This is a genomic window from Xanthomonas sp. D-36-1, from assembly GCF_017746155.1.
Classification (GTDB): domain Bacteria; phylum Pseudomonadota; class Gammaproteobacteria; order Xanthomonadales; family Xanthomonadaceae; genus Xanthomonas; species Xanthomonas cissicola.
The window spans coordinates 23,956-43,238 of the sequence record NZ_JAGHWR010000022.1 but is presented as its reverse complement, the minus strand read 5'-3'; the positions used below and the strand labels follow the sequence as shown (position 1 = coordinate 43,238).

Annotated in this window: 17 protein-coding genes and 1 pseudogene; 13 read left to right on the top strand and 5 right to left on the bottom strand. The window is 64.3% G+C overall.

Features of this window, described 5'->3' with window-relative positions:
• Positions 1–36: 36 nt before the first annotated feature.
• Both J7367_RS07015 and gap read right to left on the bottom strand, forming a co-directional pair.
• Positions 37–507 carry a hypothetical protein gene (locus J7367_RS07015; protein WP_007965561.1) on the bottom strand — a complete coding sequence of 157 codons (471 nt, stop codon included), beginning with the start codon at positions 505–507 and terminating at the stop codon, positions 37–39.
• A gap of 208 nt (positions 508–715) precedes the next feature.
• The gene (gene gap / locus J7367_RS07010) at positions 716–1,717 is read right to left on the bottom strand and encodes a type I glyceraldehyde-3-phosphate dehydrogenase (protein WP_003490161.1); all 1,002 of its coding nucleotides are present in this window, start codon (positions 1,715–1,717) and stop codon (positions 716–718) included.
• Between the two features lie 450 nt (positions 1,718–2,167).
• Here gap and J7367_RS07005 point away from each other — a divergent pair, with 450 nt between their 5' ends.
• The 8 genes from J7367_RS07005 (at position 2,168) to modC (ending at position 8,373) form a co-directional block, all read left to right on the top strand.
• Positions 2,168–2,680: an SgcJ/EcaC family oxidoreductase gene (locus tag J7367_RS07005; RefSeq protein WP_209028903.1), complete on the top strand. Its 513-nt coding sequence runs from the start codon at positions 2,168–2,170 to the stop codon at positions 2,678–2,680.
• A gap of 284 nt (positions 2,681–2,964) precedes the next feature.
• Positions 2,965–3,588 (top strand): OmpW family outer membrane protein, encoded by a 624-nt coding sequence (locus J7367_RS07000; protein WP_057659640.1) that lies wholly within the window; start codon positions 2,965–2,967, stop codon positions 3,586–3,588.
• Between the two features lie 118 nt (positions 3,589–3,706).
• The gene (locus tag J7367_RS06995) at positions 3,707–4,321 is read left to right on the top strand and encodes an OmpW family outer membrane protein (protein WP_057659642.1); all 615 of its coding nucleotides are present in this window, start codon (positions 3,707–3,709) and stop codon (positions 4,319–4,321) included.
• A gap of 271 nt (positions 4,322–4,592) precedes the next feature.
• Positions 4,593–5,366 carry a S1/P1 nuclease gene (locus J7367_RS06990; protein ID WP_057659644.1) on the top strand — a complete coding sequence of 258 codons (774 nt, stop codon included), beginning with the start codon at positions 4,593–4,595 and terminating at the stop codon, positions 5,364–5,366.
• A 13-nt stretch (positions 5,367–5,379) separates the two neighbouring features.
• On the top strand, positions 5,380–6,204 hold the full coding sequence (locus J7367_RS06985; RefSeq protein WP_057659674.1) for an MBL fold metallo-hydrolase: 825 nt from the start codon (positions 5,380–5,382) through the stop codon (positions 6,202–6,204).
• 75 nt (positions 6,205–6,279) lie between these two features.
• Positions 6,280–7,056: a molybdate ABC transporter substrate-binding protein gene (gene modA / locus J7367_RS06980; protein ID WP_007965553.1), complete on the top strand. Its 777-nt coding sequence runs from the start codon at positions 6,280–6,282 to the stop codon at positions 7,054–7,056.
• A 16-nt stretch (positions 7,057–7,072) separates the two neighbouring features.
• Positions 7,073–7,759 carry a molybdate ABC transporter permease subunit gene (gene modB, locus J7367_RS06975; protein ID WP_007965551.1) on the top strand — a complete coding sequence of 229 codons (687 nt, stop codon included), beginning with the start codon at positions 7,073–7,075 and terminating at the stop codon, positions 7,757–7,759.
• A complete protein-coding gene (modC, locus tag J7367_RS06970; RefSeq protein ID WP_007965549.1) occupies positions 7,759–8,373 on the top strand; it encodes a molybdenum ABC transporter ATP-binding protein in 615 nt (204 codons plus the stop codon). The genes modB and modC overlap by 1 nt, the downstream gene beginning before the upstream one ends.
• A 98-nt stretch (positions 8,374–8,471) precedes the next feature.
• Here modC and J7367_RS06965 read toward each other — a convergent pair whose 3' ends face one another.
• The 3 genes from J7367_RS06965 to J7367_RS06955 are packed head-to-tail and all read right to left on the bottom strand — an operon-like array spanning position 8,472 to position 10,661.
• Positions 8,472–9,056: a hypothetical protein gene (locus tag J7367_RS06965; RefSeq protein ID WP_057659645.1), complete on the bottom strand. Its 585-nt coding sequence runs from the start codon at positions 9,054–9,056 to the stop codon at positions 8,472–8,474.
• Entirely contained in the window at positions 9,053–10,306 is a 1,254-nt protein-coding gene (locus J7367_RS06960) for a TonB family protein (protein ID WP_057659647.1), read from the bottom strand. Before J7367_RS06960 ends, J7367_RS06965 begins: the two co-directional genes overlap by 4 nt.
• Positions 10,296–10,661, bottom strand: a complete 366-nt coding sequence (locus tag J7367_RS06955) for a BlaI/MecI/CopY family transcriptional regulator (protein ID WP_022558587.1) — start codon at positions 10,659–10,661, stop codon at positions 10,296–10,298. The genes J7367_RS06960 and J7367_RS06955 overlap by 11 nt, the downstream gene beginning before the upstream one ends.
• Positions 10,662–10,825: 164 nt before the next feature.
• Between J7367_RS06955 and J7367_RS06950 the strand changes: the two genes are divergently transcribed.
• The 5 genes and pseudogenes from J7367_RS06950 (at position 10,826) to J7367_RS06930 (ending at position 18,974) form a co-directional block, all read left to right on the top strand.
• Positions 10,826–12,784: an acetyl-CoA hydrolase/transferase C-terminal domain-containing protein gene (locus J7367_RS06950; RefSeq protein WP_057659677.1), complete on the top strand. Its 1,959-nt coding sequence runs from the start codon at positions 10,826–10,828 to the stop codon at positions 12,782–12,784.
• Positions 12,785–12,919: 135 nt separating this feature from the next.
• Positions 12,920–14,095 (top strand): phosphatidylinositol-specific phospholipase C1-like protein, encoded by a 1,176-nt coding sequence (locus tag J7367_RS06945; protein WP_007965541.1) that lies wholly within the window; start codon positions 12,920–12,922, stop codon positions 14,093–14,095.
• Between the two features lie 127 nt (positions 14,096–14,222).
• A complete protein-coding gene (locus J7367_RS06940) occupies positions 14,223–16,937 on the top strand; it encodes a TonB-dependent receptor (protein WP_057659649.1) in 2,715 nt (904 codons plus the stop codon).
• A gap of 384 nt (positions 16,938–17,321) precedes the next feature.
• Complete coding sequence (locus J7367_RS06935; RefSeq protein WP_176214991.1) at positions 17,322–18,251, top strand: L,D-transpeptidase; 930 nt, start codon at positions 17,322–17,324, stop codon at positions 18,249–18,251.
• Between the two features lie 2 nt (positions 18,252–18,253).
• Positions 18,254–18,974, top strand: a pseudogene (locus J7367_RS06930) (M23 family metallopeptidase).
• Positions 18,975–19,283 lie beyond the last annotated feature (309 nt).

Here is a 19,283-nt window from a genome sequence, read left to right as displayed (position 1 = left end):
CAAGAAAACGCCCGGAGAACCGGGCGCTTTGAACGGTTATTCGCGGTAACCGCTATCGTTCTTGTTATGGATGATCCAGATCAGATTGCCGCCGGTCCCCATCGACTTGCCAGCGAACACCAGACGTCCCTGGCCCTTGTAGGCCATTTCGTAACGGTAGCGGTCGCCACCGAAGAAGAACGGGATAAACGCCTTGCCGGTCACGTAAGCACCCTGGTCGTCCGGCTGACCAATCAGGTCGGTGACCTGCTTCATCGGCATACCGATTTTCAGCTGGGTGAACTTGCTGCCAGGCGCTGGCTTGCCGGTGATTTCGCCTTCGTAATCATTGATGCCCTTGACGGTCTCGCCGTAGCCCGCCTCGACATCGGACGACTTGATCACCTCACCATCGGCATTCATCCATGCCGGCGTCCCGTTCTGCTTTTTTGCAGCCCAACTGTTCGACGGCACGGAACACGCAACAACCACACTCAGCGCCAAGGCGCCTGCCAGAAACTTATTCATCACTCTTCTCTCGATCCATGGAGTTCCCCGATCCTTCGTACACGACACGGGAACGGCCGCCGTGCGCGCAAATTAGCGCACGTGAGTCCAGCAAAGTCCACTTCCGGGCAGCCACCGAAGGCGCCGCAGTGCAAGAAACGCAACTTCCATGGCCGACAAATGAAAAGCCCCGGCATGCCGGGGCCTGTTTCATCACTGCGCCAGAAACTTACTTGGCCACAACCCGCACCATCTCCAGGCACTTGTTGGAGTAGCCCCACTCGTTGTCGTACCAGGACACCAGCTTGACGAAGGTGGAGTCCAGCGCGATGCCAGCGTCAGCGTCGAACACCGAGGTGCAGGTTTCGCCGCGGAAATCGGTGGCCACGACCTTGTCTTCGGTATATCCCAGCACGCCCTTCAGTGCGCCTTCGCTCTGCGCCTTCACTTCGGCGCAGATTTCGGCGTAGGTGGCCGGCTTTTCCAGCTCGACAGTGAGGTCGACCACCGACACGTCGGAGGTCGGCACGCGGAAGCTCATGCCGGTGAGCTTTTTGTTGAGCTCGGGGATCACCACGCCCACGGCTTTGGCGGCGCCGGTGGAGGACGGGATGATGTTCTCCAGGATGCCGCGGCCGCCGCGCCAGTCCTTGTTGGACGGGCCGTCCACGGTCTTCTGCGTCGCAGTGGCCGCATGCACGGTGGTCATCAGGCCGCGCTTGATGCCCCACTTGTCGTTGATCACCTTGGCCAACGGCGCCAGGCAGTTGGTGGTGCACGAGGCGTTGGAGATGATCGCTTCGCCCTTGTAGGTCTTGTCGTTGACGCCGTAGACAAACATCGGGGTGTCGTCCTTGGACGGCGCCGACAGGATCACTTTCTTGGCACCTGCATCGATGTGCTTCTGTGCGGTTTCCTTGGTCAGGAACAGGCCGGTGGACTCGATCACCACGTCGGCGCCGACGGCATCCCACTTGAGGTTGGCCGGGTCGCGTTCCTGGGTCAGGCGGATCTTCTTGCCGTTGACGATCAGCGTGTTGCCGTCGACCGAGACGTCGGCCTTGAAGCGGCCATGCACCGAGTCGTACTGCAGCATGTAGGCCAGGTAGTCGGGCTCGAGCAGGTCATTGATGGCCACGATCTCGATGTCATTGGCGAAGTTCTGCACCGCAGAGCGCAGCACGTTGCGTCCGATGCGACCGAATCCGTTGATGCCAACCTTGATTGCCATGTTCACTAGCTCCTGCGACCGCGACAGCGCGGCGGATGGAAAGGGGCTGTCATTCTAGCAGCGTCACTTGTTCGCAGCCGTGTTGCGGGCGGCGCGGATTCGGTAGCGGGTAGCGGGTAGCGGGTAGGGGGCTCTGCGCCACGCTCTGCGAGGAACCAACCCGCAGATGCGTTCGGTCCATCGGAGTGAGCGCGCATGAACGGTCACCGCGCACGTCACAGCATCGATGGCCGATCATTCCCGAGGACCTCATGCTTGATCGCAGGCAGCGCCACTCACCCAACACCTGCAAGCCACAAAACTATATGTATTTCAATCACTTAAATTTGTAAATGATACGCTGAACGGCATATTCAACACTATGCCGGACAGCAGCATTTCGGCATCCCGTGGATTTCGATACTGGCCCTGCCTGCCGAGGCACCCCCATCAATCACACGGAGATTCCCCATGCGTCGCACACTCTTCTCTCTGGTTCTGGCTCTGGCTGCCACCCCGGCGCTGGCTGGCAGCGTGATGCATTACACCGACAAGGCCAAGCTGCCGGCCGGCGGCGAAGAGCGCGAAGTCGCTGCGCTGTTCGACACCTGGAACGCGGCGCTGGCCACCGGCAACCCGCACAAGGTGGCCGATCTGTACGCGCCGGACGGCGTGTTGCTGCCGACGGTCTCCAATGAAGTGCGCGCCTCGCGCGAACAGATCGAAAACTACTTCGAGATGTTCCTGACCAAAAAGCCGCAGGGCGTGGTCAATTACCGCACCGTGCGCGTGCTCGATGACGACAGCGCCGTGGATGCCGGCGTGTATACCTTCACGCTGACCGACAAGGCCGGCAACAAGAGCAGCGTGCAGGCCCGCTACACCTTCGTGTACGAAAAGCGCGACGGCAAGTGGCTGATCATCAACCACCACAGCTCGGCGATGCCGGAAGTGGATCCACCCAAGGTCGCCAAGGTCAAGTAAGCGGCGCATCGCACCGGCGAGCGATCGCGGTCGACGCCACTGCGCACGCAACCGTCGGCACCCCTCCCGCGCCGACAGCCGTGGCCGGCCCATCGCGCGATGCCGCACGTGCGATCCCGCTGCGAGCATCGGCATAGCGCGTATCGCGGTCGTGCGCGCAGGGTGTGACTACAGCCATTGCAGGCCCGCACACCCGAGCGCACGGCCAAATTGATCAGGATCAAGGCAGCGGCGACGCCAAGCGCCAAGACTTCCCACATCCATTGCACCCCACGAGACTTCCCATGCGTATGCGCTCTACCCTTTTGTTCGCCGGCCTGGCCGCTTCTTGCGTCAGCCTCCCCGCACTGGCGCAATCCAAAGGCGACTGGACCATTGCCGTCGGCGCCCATCAGGTCGCTCCCAAATCCGACAACGGCAGCCTGGTCGGCGGCACGCTCGACGTGGACGTGGGTAAAGACATCAGACCCACGTTCACCGCCGAATACTTCATCGCAGACAACCTCGGCATCGAGGTCCTGGCCGCGCTGCCGTTCGAGCACGATATCGCGCTGCGTGGACTGGGCCACGTCGGCAGCACCAAGCACCTGCCGCCGGTGGTGTCGCTGCAGTACCACTTCAACAGCCAGGGCAAGGTGTCGCCCTTCCTCGGCGCGGGCATCAACTACACGCGCTTCTTCGACACCGATACCGGCGGCGCGCTGGCCGGCAGCACGCTGGAGCTGGACGATTCCTGGGGCCTGGCACTGCATGCAGGCGTGGACTACACGCTCAGCGACCGCGGCGCACTGCGCGTCAACCTGCGCTGGATCGATATCGATACCCAAGCGCGCCTGGACGGCAACCGTATCGGCACGGTCAATATCGACCCGCTGGTCTACGGCGTGGCCTACGTGCACCGGTTCTGATCCCCGCGGCGTGGGCGGCGCATCTCTGGCACACTTGCCGTCCAGGGACGTGCATCCACCGCCGGAGTTGCGGACAGGTCGGTCACGTCGCCCGTCTGTCCGACCTACCGGGGATTCCATGAACACGCTGACTCGCACCGCCCTCGCCATTGCACTGGCCGCCTCGGCCGCACCCGCCCTTGCACAGTCGGCCGGTCATTGGACGACCGGTTACGGAGCCGGCTATGTCTCGCCCAAGTCCAATAACGGCACCTTCGGCGGCACCCAGGCCGAGATCAAGGGCGCGCCGGCACTGTCGTTCACCTACGAATACTTCCTTCGCAACAACCTGGGTATCGAAGTGCATGCCGCAGTTGCAGGCAAGCACGACCTCGAACTGCGGGGCACCGGCAAGGTGGGCAGCTATTGGTCGGTGCCACCGAGCGTGCTGCTGCAGTACCACATCAATGGCTATGGCACGGTGTCGCCGTTCGTGGGCGTCGGCATCAACTACACCTCATTCCTGGGCGAAGACACCGAGCCGACGGTTGGTGGCGGCGATCTGCGTTTCGACGATTCGGTCGGCGCCACTGCGCATGTCGGCGTGGACTTCATCTTCAACGACCGTAGCGGCCTGCGCGTGGATGCGCGCTGGACCGATTCGCGCAGCAACGTCGACCTCAACGGTGCGCGGCTGGGCAAGGCGCGGATCGATCCGTTGACCTTCGGCGTGTCGTACCTGGTGTATTACTAAGAGCGCCTAGCAACGCGACTGCGCTCACCGCCAGATGCGCGCGGCCACTGCCCGGTGCGGCATGACCCCACGCGGATGCTGCTATTGCCGCATTGCGTGCAAACCCGCCGACAATTGCTTGCCACATCCGGGCGCGCTCCAGGCACGTGTCGGCACCATCCTGAGGCGTGGCTGTCGCAGCTCCGGAATGGCCATCAAACCGTCCCGGAGCGATGCGTACAATCGCCGGATGAAGACACTTTCCCTCTCTGCATTCGTTGTTGCGACGGCAATGGCCGCCGCGATCCAGCCCACCACCGCCTTGGCCTGGGGCCTGCAAGGCCACCGCTTGGTGGCGCGCATCGCCGAAACCGAACTGAGCCCGCAGGCACGTGCGCAGGTGGCGCAATTGCTGGCCGGCGAGCCGGACCCGACCTTGCACGGCGTGGCCACGTGGGCCGATGAGTTGCGCGAGCACGACCCCGACCTTGGCAAACGCTCAGGGCCGTGGCACTACGTCAACCTGGGCGAACACGACTGCGCGTACTCGCCGCCGCGCGACTGCCCGGACGGCAACTGCGTGATCGCCGCGCTCGACCAGCAAGCCGCCCTGCTCGCAGATCGCACCCAGCCGTTGGACGTACGCCGCCAGGCCTTGAAGTTCGTGGTGCATTTCGTCGGCGACATCCATCAGCCGATGCACGCCGGCTATGCGCACGACAAGGGCGGCAACGACTTCCAGCTGCAGATCGACGGCAAGGGCAGCAACCTGCATTCGCTGTGGGACAGCGGCATGCTCAACGACCGCCATCTGCGCGACGATGCGTACCTGCAACGCTTGCTGGCATTGCCGGCTGCCACTGCGGTGTCTGCTGCCCTGCCACCACCGGCTGCGGCATGGGCGCAGGCTTCGTGCAAGATCGCCGTCACGCCAGGCGTCTATCCGAGCGCGCACGTGCTGCCCGCCACCTACATCGCCACCTATCGCCCGATCGCCGAAACCCAGCTGCGCATCGCGGGTGACCGGCTCGCCGCCATCCTCAACGCGGCACTGGCCAGCCCCTGACGTGGAGACGCCGATGCAGCCCCAGATACTTGCCTTCTTTCATGCCGACAGCAACACCTTCACCTATGTGGTCGCCGATGCGGCCACCGGTGCGGCGGCGGTGATCGACCCGGCACTGGACTACGCGGCCGATAGCGGCATCATCGGCAGCCAGGCGGCGCAGGGCATCCTTACCGCCATCGAGCAACACGGATGGCAGTTGCAGTGGCTGCTGGAAACCCATGCGCATGCCGATCACCTGTCGGCGGCACAGTGGCTGAAGCAGCACTGGCCGCAGGCGCGCATCGGCATCGGCGAGGGAATTTGCCAAGTGCAACGAACCCTTGCCCCGCAGTACGCATTGCCGGACGACTTCCGCGCCGATGGCTCGCAATTCGATCATCTGTTTGCCGATGACGAGCGCTTCAAGCTTGGCGGTATCGAAGCACGCGTCATCGCGGTGCCCGGCCACACCAGCGACAGCATTGCGTATCTGATCGGCGATGCGCTGTTTCCTGGCGACTCGTTGTTCATGCCGGATGCGGGCACGGCGCGTTGCGATTTCCCCGGGGGCGATGCACGCCAGCTGTTTGCATCGATCCAGCGCCTGTATGCGCTGCCGGAGAGCACCCGCGTGTTCGTCTGCCACGACTACGGCCCGGGCGGGCGTGCGGTGGCGCATCAGACCAGTATCGGCGCGCAGCGGCGCAGCAACATCCACGTACGCGACGGCGTGGACGTGGAGACCTTCGTGGCGCAGCGGCAGGCGCGCGATGCCACCTTGCCCGAGCCCAAGTTGATCCGCCCGGCGCTGCACACGAATCTTCAGGCCGGGCGTTGCACCGGAGTGGTTCTGTAGCGCGCGCCGGCTCGCCACGCGGTACGCATCGCGTAGCCGCTATGATCGGGGCCCTGTCCTGGTAAGGAGCTTTCGATGCGCACGATCGGTTTCTGGCAGCGCGCCTTGTGCACGCTGATTTTGGCGTTGCCCCTGCTGGCGAGTGCGCAGACCGCCCCGGTGACGGTGTTTGCGGCCGCCAGCCTGAAAGAATCGATGGACGACGCCGCTGCCGCGTACGAAAAGGCGACCGGCACGCCGGTACGGGTGTCGTATGCAGCCAGTTCTGCGCTGGCACGCCAGATCGAACAGGGCGCACCGGCGGATGTGTTCTTTTCGGCCGACCTGGAATGGATGGACTATCTGCAGCAGCGTGGGCTGGTGCTGCCGGCGCAGCGGCACAACCTGCTCGGCAATACGCTGGTATTGGTCGCGCCGGCGAACAGCAAGCTGCACGTCGACCCACGCGCGCCCGGCGCCATTGCCAAGGCGCTTGGGCAGAACGGGCGCCTGGCCGTGGGCCAGACCTCCAGCGTGCCGGCCGGCAAGTACGCAGCCGCCGCGCTACGCAAGCTCGGCCAATGGGACAGCGTCAGCAACCGGCTTGCCGAATCGGAAAGCGTGCGTGCGGCGTTGATGCTGGTCTCGCGTGGCGAGGCGCCACTGGGCATCGTGTACGGCTCGGACGCACGCGCCGACGCCAAGGTGCGCGTCATCGCCACCTTTCCCGAGGACAGCCATGACGCCATCGTGTATCCGGTTGCTGCGTTGAAGCACAGCAACAATCCCGCCACTGCCGCATTCGTGAGCTGGCTGGGAAGCAAGCCGGCCAGGGCGATCTTTGCGCGCCGTGGTTTTTCGTTGAAGGATTGAGGCACACCGTTTGTCGATGTTTACCCCGGAAGAGCTGACCGCGATCGGCTTGAGTCTCAAGGTCGCGATCGTGGCAGCGCTCGCCAGCCTGCCGCCGGGCATTGCCTGCGGCTGGCTGTTGGCGCGGCGCCGCTTCCCGGGCAAGGCCCTGCTGGACGCGCTGCTGCATCTGCCCTTGGTGATGCCGCCGGTGGTCACCGGCTATGCGCTCTTGGTGGTATTGGGCACGCAGGGCCCGGTGGGCAGCTGGTTGCTGGAACACGTCGGGATCCAGTTCGCCTTCCGCTGGACCGGCGCGGCGCTGGCGTGCGCGGTCATGGGATTTCCGCTGATGGTGCGCGCGATTCGCCTGTCCATCGAAGCCACCGATCGTCGCCTGGAAGCGGCCGCCGCCACGCTGGGCGCCGGGCCGTGGCGGGTGTTCTTCAGCATCACCTTGCCGCTGGCCTGGCCAGGCCTGGTCGCCGGCGTGGTGCTCGCGTTCGCCAAGGCGCTTGGCGAGTTCGGCGCCACCATCACCTTCGTGTCGAATATCCCTGGCGAAACGCAAACCTTGTCATCGGCCATCTACGGGCTGATGCAGGTCCCGGGGATGGAATCGGGCATCTGGCGGCTGGCCGGGGTGGCACTGGCGATTTCGCTGGCGGCGCTGCTGCTGTCCGAATGGCTGGTGCGTCGGCCGCATCCGCGCGAAGACGCGTGATGCTGGATATCGACCTGCAGCTGCAGCGCGGCACCTTCGAACGCCGCATCCGCATCCACGACGATGCGCGTGTCGTGGCGCTGGTGGGGCCTTCCGGCGCGGGCAAGACCACAGTGCTCAATGCAATCGCCGGCCTGGTGCGCCCGCAGGCCGGGCATATCCGTATCGATGGGCGTTGCCTGTACGACGCCGGGCAAGGCATCGACCTGCCCACGCACCAGCGCCGGATCGGTTATGTGTTCCAGGATGCGCGGCTGTTCCCGCATCTGGATGTGCGGCGCAACCTGCGCTACGGCCGGCATGCGCGCGGCACGGCGCTCTTCGGCTTCGACGATGTGGTGGCCTTGCTCGGCATCGCGCCGCTGTTGCAACGCCGGCCACGCAACCTCTCAGGCGGCGAAGCGCAGCGCGTGGCCATTGGCCGCGCGTTGTTGGCGCAACCGGCGATCCTGCTGTTCGACGAACCGCTGTCGGCCCTGGATCTGGCGCGCCGCGAAGAATTGATTCCCTACCTGCAGCGCGTGCGCGACGAGATTCGCCTGCCGATGCTCTACGTCAGCCATAACCCCGATGAAGTACAGCGCATTGCCGACAGCGTGCACGTGCTGGATTGACGGTGGTGTGGGCGTTGATGGGGCGCTTGCGTATGACGCGTTGTAAGACGGCGCAGCGTTGGTTGTGAATGGGACACGCTGCGCAACGGCTGCAGCAGCTATCGCACCACCTTCCCGGTCCGCACACTCACCTTGCCTTGCCGCACCTCGAAGGTGAACGAGAACGACAGCGTCACCGGTACCGGCTCGATCTGGGTGGCGTTCGTGCAGTCGTCTGGCGCTACCGGTTGCGCAATGCCTGATGCATACGTGCACATCGCCGCCGGAACAAACTGCCATCGCAGCGCGGTAGTGCGCACCGCTTGCATGAGGTCTGCGTTGTCCGGCAGCAACCCTGCGGCGCATTCGTCGCGGTCGGACATCGGATCCACGCGTTGCACCGCACCCTCTGCGCTCAGAATGAGATGCGCGCAGACCGTGGTGGGCGCCAGGCTCTGGCGCGGCGAATCGGCAGCCAGCACCGGGGCCTCGCTGCGCACCGCGCGTGGCATGCGAAAGCGTTGTGTCGGCGCTAGCGTGTAGGGTTGGACACCCGTAGCGCCGCCGCTGTCCGGCTGTGAAGGCAGCATGCGTTGATCCACCGAATCCTCGCGCTGGCTGGGTTGCTGTTCCGCGAGTTGGCGCATGGCGCAGCTACTCATGGCCAGCATCAGGGCGAGGCTGCCGATCAGGCGGTGGTTCATTGCAACCCTCCGCGTGAGGCGCATCCCGCAGGTGCACAGCTGGCAACAGGTTCGGACCGGTCGGCAGCGCGTGGGCGTGGGCGTGCAGTAGCCTCGGTACCGGAATGGATATCCGCAACCGCCGATGCCGTCTCTGGTGGATCCAGTTCGAATCTCACCGGCACGCGTACCTCCGACGCGACCGCCTTGCCATCCTCCAGCGTAGGTGTGAAGCGCCAGTGGCGTGCTGCGTCGAGCACGGTCTGATCGAACACGCCCGCCGGCGTGCTGCGCATGATGGCGATATGCTCGGGCGTTCCAGTCGGGCTCACTGCGATCTGCAGTTCGACAAACCCCGCCAGGCCTGCAGCGACCGCGTCAGGCGGATACCCGGGCGGCTGCATGGCGCGGAAATCCAGCGCATTGCCGGGTACGCGCATGCCCTGCAATCGTGCAGGCTGGAACGCCCAGCAGGCGCCACTGACCATCACCGCCATTGCCACCACGACGCGCAGGTTGCGTCGCGCGCGGGGCATCTCCACCGCAGGCTTCAGCAATGCAGCCACGCGCTGGGTGAGCGCGTGCGGCGCATTCCAACGGCAGGCCGTCGGCGTCCAGCCGGCACCACAGTGGGTCTTGAGCATCGCGGTGGCGTAACTGCGGCGCTTGCCTGGATAACGCGTCAGCACCTGCGCGTCGCAGGCCAGTTCCTGATCCAGCCGAAACGCGCGCCATGCCAGATGCATCAACGGATTGCACCAGCCGATGCACAGCAACAGTGCCGCCAGCAGATTGGCATACAGATCGCTACGCCGCAGATGCAGACGCTCGTGGGCCAGGATCAAGGTACGTTCGGCGGCGCTGTAGCGCGTATCGAAATCCATCGGCAGCACGATGCGTGGGCGCCAGAGACCCACAGACACCGGCAGGCCCACATCGCGCGTTGCCGCCCATAGTTCGCCGTCGAGCGCATGCAATACACCAAGGCGGCGCATGAAACGGTGCTGTCGCCACCAGAGCGCAACGGCCATCGCGACCCCACCGGTTAACCACACAGCGAGCAGTTGTCCCGCCCATGCATGTTCGCTGCTTTGCAGGTTGAGCGGCATCGCGACCATCGCCGGCATCTTCGACAACGCTGCCGCTATCGGCGGCCCCGGTATTGCAGCTGCCAATACGGCGAGTGGCACGGCGGCCCAGATCGCATACGCCGCCGTTGCGCCCAGCCAGGCACGCAGTACGCGCAACAGCAAAGGCAAGTCAAGGTGCATCGTCCAACTCCTTGAGCAGGCGCTTCAGTTCGGCTATGTCGGACGCGCTGAGTTTCCCGCGTTCACTGAAATGCGCCACCAGTGGTGCAACGCGCCCGCCGAATAGCCGCTGCAGCAAGCCTTCGCTCTGCTGCTGCACCCACTGTTCGCGCGCCAGCAGGGGCGCGTAGTGATATTTGCGGCCGTGTTTCTCTGCCGCGACCGCGCCCTTGGTGAGCAGCCGATTCAGCAAGGTCTTGATGGTGGGTTCGGCCCAGCCGGTATGCGCCAACGCGGCGATCACCTCTTCTGCCGTGCGCGGCGCATCCTCCCAGAGCACGTGCATCACTACCGCTTCGGCATCACTGATCGGCATGCGATTACATCCGTAATTTTTATCGATTACGCGCGTAAACAGATTGATTGTCAAGCAGCGATCGAATTGGGCTCCCCACATCCGCCCGCATTGATGGCGGCCGAGCATTGCGCACGAGTATCGGGATGCAGGCAGCACGCGACCGGCTCGGCTACTCTGCGCCGATGACCGAGCATCTCACCGATCTGAGCGCCGCCGTGGAATGGATCCTGCAACGCATCGACGGCCCGCTGCGCGTGGGCGCGCCGCTGGGCATCGGCAAGCCGCACCGCCTGTTGAACGCGCTCTACGCACAGCTCAAGGATTCGCCGTCGCGGCCATTGGCGATTTACACGGCGCTCTCGCTCAATCCCCCCAGCCCGGGTGCCGGACTCCAGGCGCGCTTTGCCGCACCGTTCATCGCGCGTCATTTTGGCGAGGATTTCCCTCGCCTTGCCTATGTCGACGCCATGCTGCGCGATGCCTTGCCCGCGCATGTGCAGGTGGAAGAGTTCTACATGCAGTCCGGCGGGCTATTGCATTCCACCCAGGCCCAGGCCGACTACACGAGCCTCAACTACACGCATGCCGCCGCAGCGGTGGCGCAACGCGCGCCCAACCTGATCGTGCAAAAAGTGGCACGCGAACCGGGCAGCACGCGGCTGTCGTTGTCGTGCAACAACGACATCACCCAGGACACGCTGGATGCTGTGCAGGCACTCGGCTTGCCGCGCCCGATGCTGGTGGCGGAAGTCGATCCGCAGTTGCCATGGATGGGAGGCACCGCAGCGGTAGATGCCGCGTTCTTCGATCTGATCATCGATTTGCCAGGCCCGTTTCCACAGCTGTTCGGCTTGCCGCGGCAAGCGGTGACCAGCGTCGACTACGCCATCGGCTTGTATGCCAGTGCCCTGGTGCGCGATGGCGGCACCTTGCAGATTGGCATCGGCACGCTGGCCGATGCACTGAGCCATGCGCTGGTGCTGCGGCATACCGACAACGCGACCTATCGCCGCGTGCTGCACGCGCTGGATCCGGCACTGGAGCAGCACCCGGCCGTGCAGGCCAGCGGCGGCCTGGAGCCGTTCGCCATCGGCTTGTACGGCTGCAGCGAGATGCTCAATGAAGGCTTCAAGCAATTGGTGGACAGCGGCGTGATCCGTCGCAAGGTGCATGACGACCTGCCGCCGATGCAGCGCATTGCCGATGGCAGCGCCGACGCAGCCGACCACGCACGGCTTGTTGGCGAAGGCGAGTTCCTGCATGGCGTGTTCTACCTCGGCTCGCCCGCGTTCTATCAATGGTTGCGCGATCTGGATGCATCGACACGCGCGGCGATCGGCATGCGCCGTATCAGCGAGATCAATCAGCTCTACGGCGGCAACGAGACGTTAAACCGGTTGAAACGCAAGGATGCACGCTTCTTCAACTCCTGCATGATGGCGACCGCGCTGGGTGCGGCAGTCTCCGACGGGCTGGAAGATGGCCGCATCGTGTCCGGGGTTGGCGGGCAATACAACTTCGTGGCGATGGCGCATGCACTGCCGCAGGCACGTAGTGCCCTGATGCTGCGCGCCACGCGCGAGGCTGGCGCACACACCGCAAGCAACGTGCGCTGGAACTACGGCCACACCACCATTCCACGCCATCTGCGCGATCTCTACATCACCGAATACGGCATCGCCGACCTGCGCCACAAGACCGATCAGGACTGTGTATTGGAAATGGCCGCCATCTGCGATGCCCGCTTCCAGGGTGAACTGCTTGCCCAGGCGGAACGGTCGCGCAAGCTGCGTATCGCGCCGGAATTGACGCTACGCGCGCAGCGCAACACTCCACGGGCACTGGAACAGGCGCTGGCGCCATTTCGACGCGACGGCAGCTTGCCCGATTACCCGCTCGGCAGCGACTTCACCAAGATCGAACAGCGCCTGCTGCCCGCGTTGGGCTGGCTCAAAGGCGCAACCGCCAGCACTGGCGGAAAGATCGCCACGGTGGTCCGCGCACTGCTCACGCGCGACGCGTCGGATGCTAACGCTATCGCCTGCCTGCAACGCATGGCACTGGATGCGCCGAACAACCTTGGCGATCGCCTGCAGGCGCGGCTGCTGACCTATGCATTGCGGCAGACCGCCGCGTCATGAAGAAACAGTGTCGCGATCTGCCACCGGCACGAACACACCGCGGCACGCACTGACGCATCACGGACACACAGCGGAAAGATATGCGTCAAACTGGGCCGTGATGATGGCGACCTCGTCGCTTTCCGGCTGTGCTGCATGCATCTTTTTCACGCATTTACTGCTGTTACATCAGGCATCAATCGCAAAACGAAGTTGATGCCCGAACAGCGAAGAACAACTTCGCAAGCCGCCATTTTTACCGCCTTGTTGCTGAGCAGTCTCGTCGCGCAAGCCGCGCCGCGCCTGACCGACCTGCAGTACATCGGCAGCCACAACAGCTACCACGCCGGCTTTGCGCCCAGCGAAGCGGCGTTGTTGAAGCAACTGGACCCGGCCCTGTTTGCCGCACTGGATTACCGCCATCCCGCCTTGACGCAGCAACTTGACGATGGCGTGCGCCAACTCGAACTGGACGTCTTCGCCGATGCACAGGGTGGGCGCTACGCACACCCGGCCATCGTCGCGCAGATCGCCAAGGCCGGGCTGCCGACCGCACCGGCGAGCGCGCCCACTGGAGTGATGGACAGGCCCGGCTTCAAGGTCATGCATGTGCAGGATCTGGATCAGCGCAGCAATTGCCAACCCTTGATTGCATGCCTGCAGGAAATCCGCGCATGGTCGAAGCAGCATCCGGACCACGTCCCTATCTTCATCCTGCTCGAAACCAAGCAGGCGCCGATCCAGTTGGCGTTTCCCAGCGTGCAACCCGAACCCTTCGATGCAAAGGCGATGGATGCGCTGGATGCCGAAGTGCGTTCGGTCTTCCACGCCGGCGAATACATCAGTCCCGATCAGGTACGCGGCCGCGCGCCGACGCTCAATGCGGCGGTGCTCGCGCACGGCTGGCCATCGTTGGCCCAGGCGCGCGGCAAGGTGGTGTTTCTGCTCGACCAACGCGTTGCCGGCGCCAGCTACCTGCCCGGACACCCGTCGCTGCGCGGCCGGGTGTGTTTCACCAATGCGGTGCCGGGCGAAGACGATGCAGCCTTCGTCGAGCTCAACGACGGCCCTGCCGATGACATCACCAAGCTGGTCAGGGCCGGCTATCTGGTGCGTACGCGTGCCGATGCGGATTTGAAGGAAGCGCAGCACAACGACACCGCCCGGCGCGACGCCATGCTGGCCAGCGGCGCGCAATTGCTCAGTACCGACTTCCCGATCAATGAGCCGGCCGATAACGGCTACGTGGTTCGCTTCAACGGCGACGCGGTGGCGCGTTGCAATCCGCAGCGAACAAGCGCGCATTGCGACGGCACCGACCTGCATCACTGAGCGCACCACCGCGCGCAGGCGCAAGCCACCGACGCAGCAGACCGGTCGCAATGGAAGGCGTCGGCAATCTATCACCGCACCCGCTTATCGGGCGCGAGCTTCCCCTTCTAATCACGCGAGCCCCACCATGCAGTCTTTCCGCCCCTTCCATCGTTTGAGCTGCGCCATTGCCGCGGTGCTTTGCGCACCATCGCTTGCGTGTGCTGCAGAGATGACCACCACCACGTTGGACTCGGTCAACGTGCAAGCCACCCACGCTGCGGCGCCGGGCTCGCTCAACGAACAGCGCCTGTCCAATAGCGTCAACAGCGTGATGAGCAAGCAGCAGATCGATGCGATTCCCTCCGGCGGCATTGCCGATGTGATGGCGCACATGCCGGGGTTGTCGTCCTACAGCGACATGCATCTTGGCCAGGCCACCACCGGCGAGAACGCTTACGTCAGCATCCGCGGCATGGACGCCAGCTATAACGCATACACGCTCAACGGGTTCGGCATGCCGGAAACCGACTCCTCGACGCGCGCCATCTCCTTGAACATGCTGGCACCGTTCGGCATCCAGTCGGTGCAGGTCTCCAAATCGCCCACGCCCGACATGCCGGGCGATTCGATCGGCGGTGCGATCGACATGCGCACCCCCAATGCGTTTGATTTCGACCAGGACGTCTATGCCAAGAGCACCGCGCAAGGCCAGTTCAACGCATTGGCCAACCACCTGGGCGGCAAGGACAGCGGCGGCACCTTCCAGCAGGAGCTGGCCTGGAAGTTCGGGCAAGGCGATGCCTTCGGCATCTACGCATCAGCCTACTACGGCAAGAACAACAACATGGCGCAGGCCCCGGCGCCCAACAGCAAATACGTGCCCGCCGACCCCGCGCTCGCTGCGGCCACCGATTTGCGCGATGTTGGCCCGTTGATCAGCACCCGCTACAAATACAGCCTGTACACCAGCCAGATCGAACGCTATGGCGGCAACCTGTCGCTGGATTGGCAGGGCGACACCAGCGCGCTGTATGCACGTGCCATCTACGGCAGTTATGGCGTGACCGGCACGCAGGACCAGTCCAGTGCACGCCTGGAGACCTATCGCAACCAGCCCACGGCGGTGCGTGGTGGGTACTTCAATACGCACGATATCGACGAGACCCTGGCCACGTTGCAGCTGGGCGGGCAGACCACGCTCGATCGGTTGCACATCGACTACGGCACCTCGTTCGGACGCGGCACCCGCAGCCGGCCGGATTACGTGTCGGCCAGCCTGTACGGGTTTACCCCGGGCAGCTTCGCCTTTGACCTCAGCGACCCCACCTACCCGAGCATCGGTCCAAGCTCGCCGGCGCTGAAGGACTTCTTCTACAACCTGGATTCTTCGCTGTTGTGGAAGGTGCAGGGCCACGACGCCGGCAGCCACGATAACCGCTTCAACGCGCATACCGATATCGCGTACCAGGTCGATGGCGCTGTATTGGACAGCGTCAAACTTGGCCTGTCGGCCGATCACTCGGAGCGCGATGCCTATGACCACCCGTTCTTCCACAAGGATGGCAACTTCGTCACCAACGGCCCGTACTTTGGCGGCCCCAATTACACGTTTCCCACCGCCGGCGGCCCGCCGCTGAGCGCGATTCCCGGCCGCATCACTTACAACGCATTCGACGGTCATTACGCGGGGCCGTTCAAGCTGCTGGATCGCGGCTGGATGCGCGCGCAGGCGCTGCCTTACAAGTACGTCGACGACCCGAACGGCGCAGGCATCTATACCGCCAACGACTACAACGCCAACACCACCTCCAGCACCGAGGCGATCTATTCGGGCTATGCGATGGCAGCGCTGCATATCGGCAAGGTGAGCATCCTGCCCGGCGTGCGTTACGAACTGACCCAGTATTCGGCCGACTCCTGGCAATCCAGCGGCGATGGCAGCACCGGCCGTTTCGTCGGCAGCGGCAGTACCTACGGTAAAGTTCTGCCGGGCATCAGCGTCAACTATCGGCCGGACGATCTCACCGTCTATCGCGCGTCGTTGCGCCGCAGTTTCAGCCGCCCGGCGTTCGGGCTGATTTCCGGCGAGACGGTGTATTCGATCGACGACACCCAGAGGGTGGTCGGCATCTCCAAGCCCAACCCCAACCTGCAGGCGAGCACCGCCGACAACGCCGACCTGTCTGCCGAATTCTATGACCACCAGGGCGGTGTGCTCAGCGCCTCGACGTACTACAAGCGCATCAATGGCTTCATCTATACCTCGCAATCGGCCACCAGCAACGACAGCACCCTGGGCGGCCTGGTGCCAACCGGCACCACTTTCGAAAATGGCGTGCCGGTGACCATGCCGCAGAATGGCGGCACCGCAAAGCTCTATGGGCTGGAGTTGGCAGCGAGCAAGCGGCTGCAGCAGTTGCCCGGCCTCTGGAGCAATTTCGGCGTCACCGCCAACCTGACGCTGCAGCACAGCCAGGCAGATAGCAAACGCAGCGACCAGCCGGAAACGACCTGGCTGCCGCGCGCACCGGAGCGCATCTACAACCTGGATCTGTTCTATGACGACACGCACCTGCGCACGGACCTGAGCTACAACTACACCGGCCTGCAACTGCTGGGACTCACCACCGACCGTCTCAATTACTACCTGCAGCCGGTGAAGTCGCTGGATTTCAACGCGACCTATCACCTGCCGCACCATATCGATGTCGGTGTATCGGCAAAGAACCTGCTCAATGCCGCCACGTTCTACGAAACGCAGGGCAAGTCCAAGCGCTACATGGCCTACGATCCCGGCGCCGACGGTGCCTATGTGCAAACCGGGCGCACCTACATGCTGACCTTGGGCTACACGTACTGATCGACAACGCCGGGTACGCTGCAGCGGCGATCTTTCAACGGAACGTGCGCCGCTGCGGCGATTGCCTACGTACTACTTGGCGGTTGGCGCAGCGCGATCGCGCGATAGGCGAGTGCACGGCCGCATGATCGCGCCGCGGTACCGGTAACGGTATCGGCTCGTGGAGCTCCATCACGACGGTAGGCTGCGTCAGTCGATTGCGCGGCGGCAATGCCCTCAGCAATGCCGCATCGCCACGCTTGCCCAGTCAGTACCGGTGCAGCGATTTCACGCCGAAAACGCAGGCAGCTGCGGCAAGGTGCGCGCATGCCTCTTACGGACCTGCACATGCCACCACGCTCCTACGCTCGCGTCTGCCTGCTTGCCCTTGCATTGGGCGCTTCCTTGTCTGCGCTGGCGCAAGCGCAGCAGCCCGCGCCTGCCGCTGCGCCTGGATCGGCCGCCGCTCCTACGGCCAAGGTCGTCCCGACCGGCGCACGCTCGGATCTGCACGCGCAGGTGTTGCTGGATCGCGCGCATTTTTCGCCGGGCCAGATCGACGGCGAGCGCGGCTCCAATCAAAAGCGCGCAGTGTCCGGGTTCCAGGCCGCCCACAACATCAAGGTCACCGGCGAGCTGGATGACGCGACCTGGCAAGCCCTGCAGGCCGACACCACGCCGGCCCTGGTGCAGTACACGCTCACTGACGCCGATGTTGCCGGCCCCTTCCAACCCATTCCCAAGGGGCCTGCCGAACAGGCCAAGCTGACTGCGCTTGGCTACGCCTCCGTCGATGAAGCTCTGGGCGAACGTTTCCACGCAGACCCGGCGCTGCTGCGCCAACTCAATCCTGGCGTGGATCTGAGCAAGGCCGGCAGCGTCATTCAAGTACCCAACATCGACGGCGTGCCGCCGCTGGCCAAGCCAGCCAAGCTGGTGGTGGACAAGTCCGATTCGACCCTGCGGCTATTCGACGCCGACGGCAAGGTCTATGCGCAATTCCCGGTGTCTTCCGGCAGCAAGCATGATCCGCTGCCCATTGGCCGGTGGAAAATCCTCGGCATCTCGCGCGACCCGGTGTTCAAGTACAACCCCAAGCTGTTCTGGGACGCGAAAAAGGGCGAGCAGAAGGCTACCTTGCCCGCGGGTCCGAACAATCCGGTCGGCCGCGTCTGGATCGATCTGTCCAAACCGCATTACGGCTTGCATGGCACGCCGGAGCCCGGCCATGTCGGCAAGACCGAATCGCACGGCTGTGTGCGCCTGACCAATTGGGACGTGGTCAACCTCGCCAGCGTGGTGGGACCGTCGGTGCCGGTGGTGATGCAGGAATAAACATGAAACTGCTGATGACCTTGGTGGTGGGCGTTGTACTGGGTGCGGCCGGCTACTGGTGGCTGGAACGCACCGCGCCGGAAGCAAACGTAGAGCCGTCATCGGGCGCTGCACCCATCGCAGCAGACCGCAACGCAGCGAGTTCCGCGCCGGTGGCGGCCTCGACACCGGCGGCCGCGCCGGCACCGATGGTTGCCTCGGCGCCAGTCGCCGACGTCGCGCCTGCCAGCATGCCGGTCGCCACCACGCCGACGCAGTCGCCCGACGCCGCCCCACCGGGCAGCGGCTTGCTGATTCCGGTACAAGGCATCAGCCCCAACCAGCTGCAGGACACCTTCACCGATGCGCGCAGCGAAGGCCGCGTGCACGATGCCATCGACATCCTCGCTCCCACCCTGCACACCGGTTGTGGCAGTTGCTGACGGCACGGTGGAAAAACTGTTCACCAGCGACCGGGGCGGCCTGACCGTCTACCAGTTCGAGCCCGGCGGCAAATACTGCTATTACTACGCGCACCTGGAGCGCTATGCCGACGGCCTGGCGGAGAAGCAATCGATCAAGCGTGGCCAGGTCATCGGCTATGTCGGCAGCACCGGCAACGCCAATCCCGCCGCACCGCATCTGCACTTCGAGATCCATCGGCTGGGGCCGGAAAAACAGTGGTGGAAAGGCGAGGCGCTCAACCCCTATCCGGTATTGCATGGGGACCAACCCCTGCAATGAAGCAGTCGCACCAGTGGGTCTGGCTAGGGCCTGCGCCTGTGGCTCAGCGCCGCCATCGGCCGCAACGCGTGCGCGCCTGCGGGGCCTGGATGGCAGAAGTGATGGGACCGCATCTGCAACCGCTTTTGCGATAAGCAGCACGTACATCGGCGCAGCGTGCTGCGCCGATCCGCAGTCATGCACAGCGAGCCCTTTGCATTGTGTACTTCGCAGCACATGTGCGGCGCTGATGTTGAGTGCATCGCATGCCGGTCGACTCGATGACGCAGCAAGCTACCTCACGACAATTGATGTCTCCATGCATGACGT

Excerpts from the sequence above, each read along its gene's own strand:
- J7367_RS06990 (WP_057659644.1), top strand. The coding sequence starts at position 4,593 with ATGGCCGCCGCGATCCAGCCCACCACCGCCTTGGCCTGGGGCCTGCAA.
- J7367_RS07005 (WP_209028903.1), top strand. The coding sequence starts at position 2,168 with ATGCGTCGCACACTCTTCTCTCTGGTTCTGGCTCTGGCTGCCACCCCG.
- gap (WP_003490161.1), bottom strand. The coding sequence starts at position 1,717 with ATGGCAATCAAGGTTGGCATCAACGGATTCGGTCGCATCGGACGCAAC.
- J7367_RS06945 (WP_007965541.1), top strand. The coding sequence starts at position 12,920 with ATGCATCTTTTTCACGCATTTACTGCTGTTACATCAGGCATCAATCGC.
- J7367_RS06950 (WP_057659677.1), top strand. The coding sequence starts at position 10,826 with ATGACCGAGCATCTCACCGATCTGAGCGCCGCCGTGGAATGGATCCTG.
- modA (WP_007965553.1), top strand. The coding sequence starts at position 6,280 with ATGCGCACGATCGGTTTCTGGCAGCGCGCCTTGTGCACGCTGATTTTG.
- modB (WP_007965551.1), top strand. The coding sequence starts at position 7,073 with ATGTTTACCCCGGAAGAGCTGACCGCGATCGGCTTGAGTCTCAAGGTC.
- J7367_RS06985 (WP_057659674.1), top strand. The coding sequence starts at position 5,380 with ATGCAGCCCCAGATACTTGCCTTCTTTCATGCCGACAGCAACACCTTC.
- modC (WP_007965549.1), top strand. The coding sequence starts at position 7,759 with ATGCTGGATATCGACCTGCAGCTGCAGCGCGGCACCTTCGAACGCCGC.
- J7367_RS06955 (WP_022558587.1), bottom strand. The coding sequence starts at position 10,661 with ATGCCGATCAGTGATGCCGAAGCGGTAGTGATGCACGTGCTCTGGGAG.
- J7367_RS06965 (WP_057659645.1), bottom strand. The coding sequence starts at position 9,056 with ATGAACCACCGCCTGATCGGCAGCCTCGCCCTGATGCTGGCCATGAGT.
- J7367_RS06960 (WP_057659647.1), bottom strand. The coding sequence starts at position 10,306 with ATGCACCTTGACTTGCCTTTGCTGTTGCGCGTACTGCGTGCCTGGCTG.
- J7367_RS06940 (WP_057659649.1), top strand. The coding sequence starts at position 14,223 with ATGCAGTCTTTCCGCCCCTTCCATCGTTTGAGCTGCGCCATTGCCGCG.
- J7367_RS07015 (WP_007965561.1), bottom strand. The coding sequence starts at position 507 with ATGAATAAGTTTCTGGCAGGCGCCTTGGCGCTGAGTGTGGTTGTTGCG.
- J7367_RS07000 (WP_057659640.1), top strand. The coding sequence starts at position 2,965 with ATGCGTATGCGCTCTACCCTTTTGTTCGCCGGCCTGGCCGCTTCTTGC.
- J7367_RS06995 (WP_057659642.1), top strand. The coding sequence starts at position 3,707 with ATGAACACGCTGACTCGCACCGCCCTCGCCATTGCACTGGCCGCCTCG.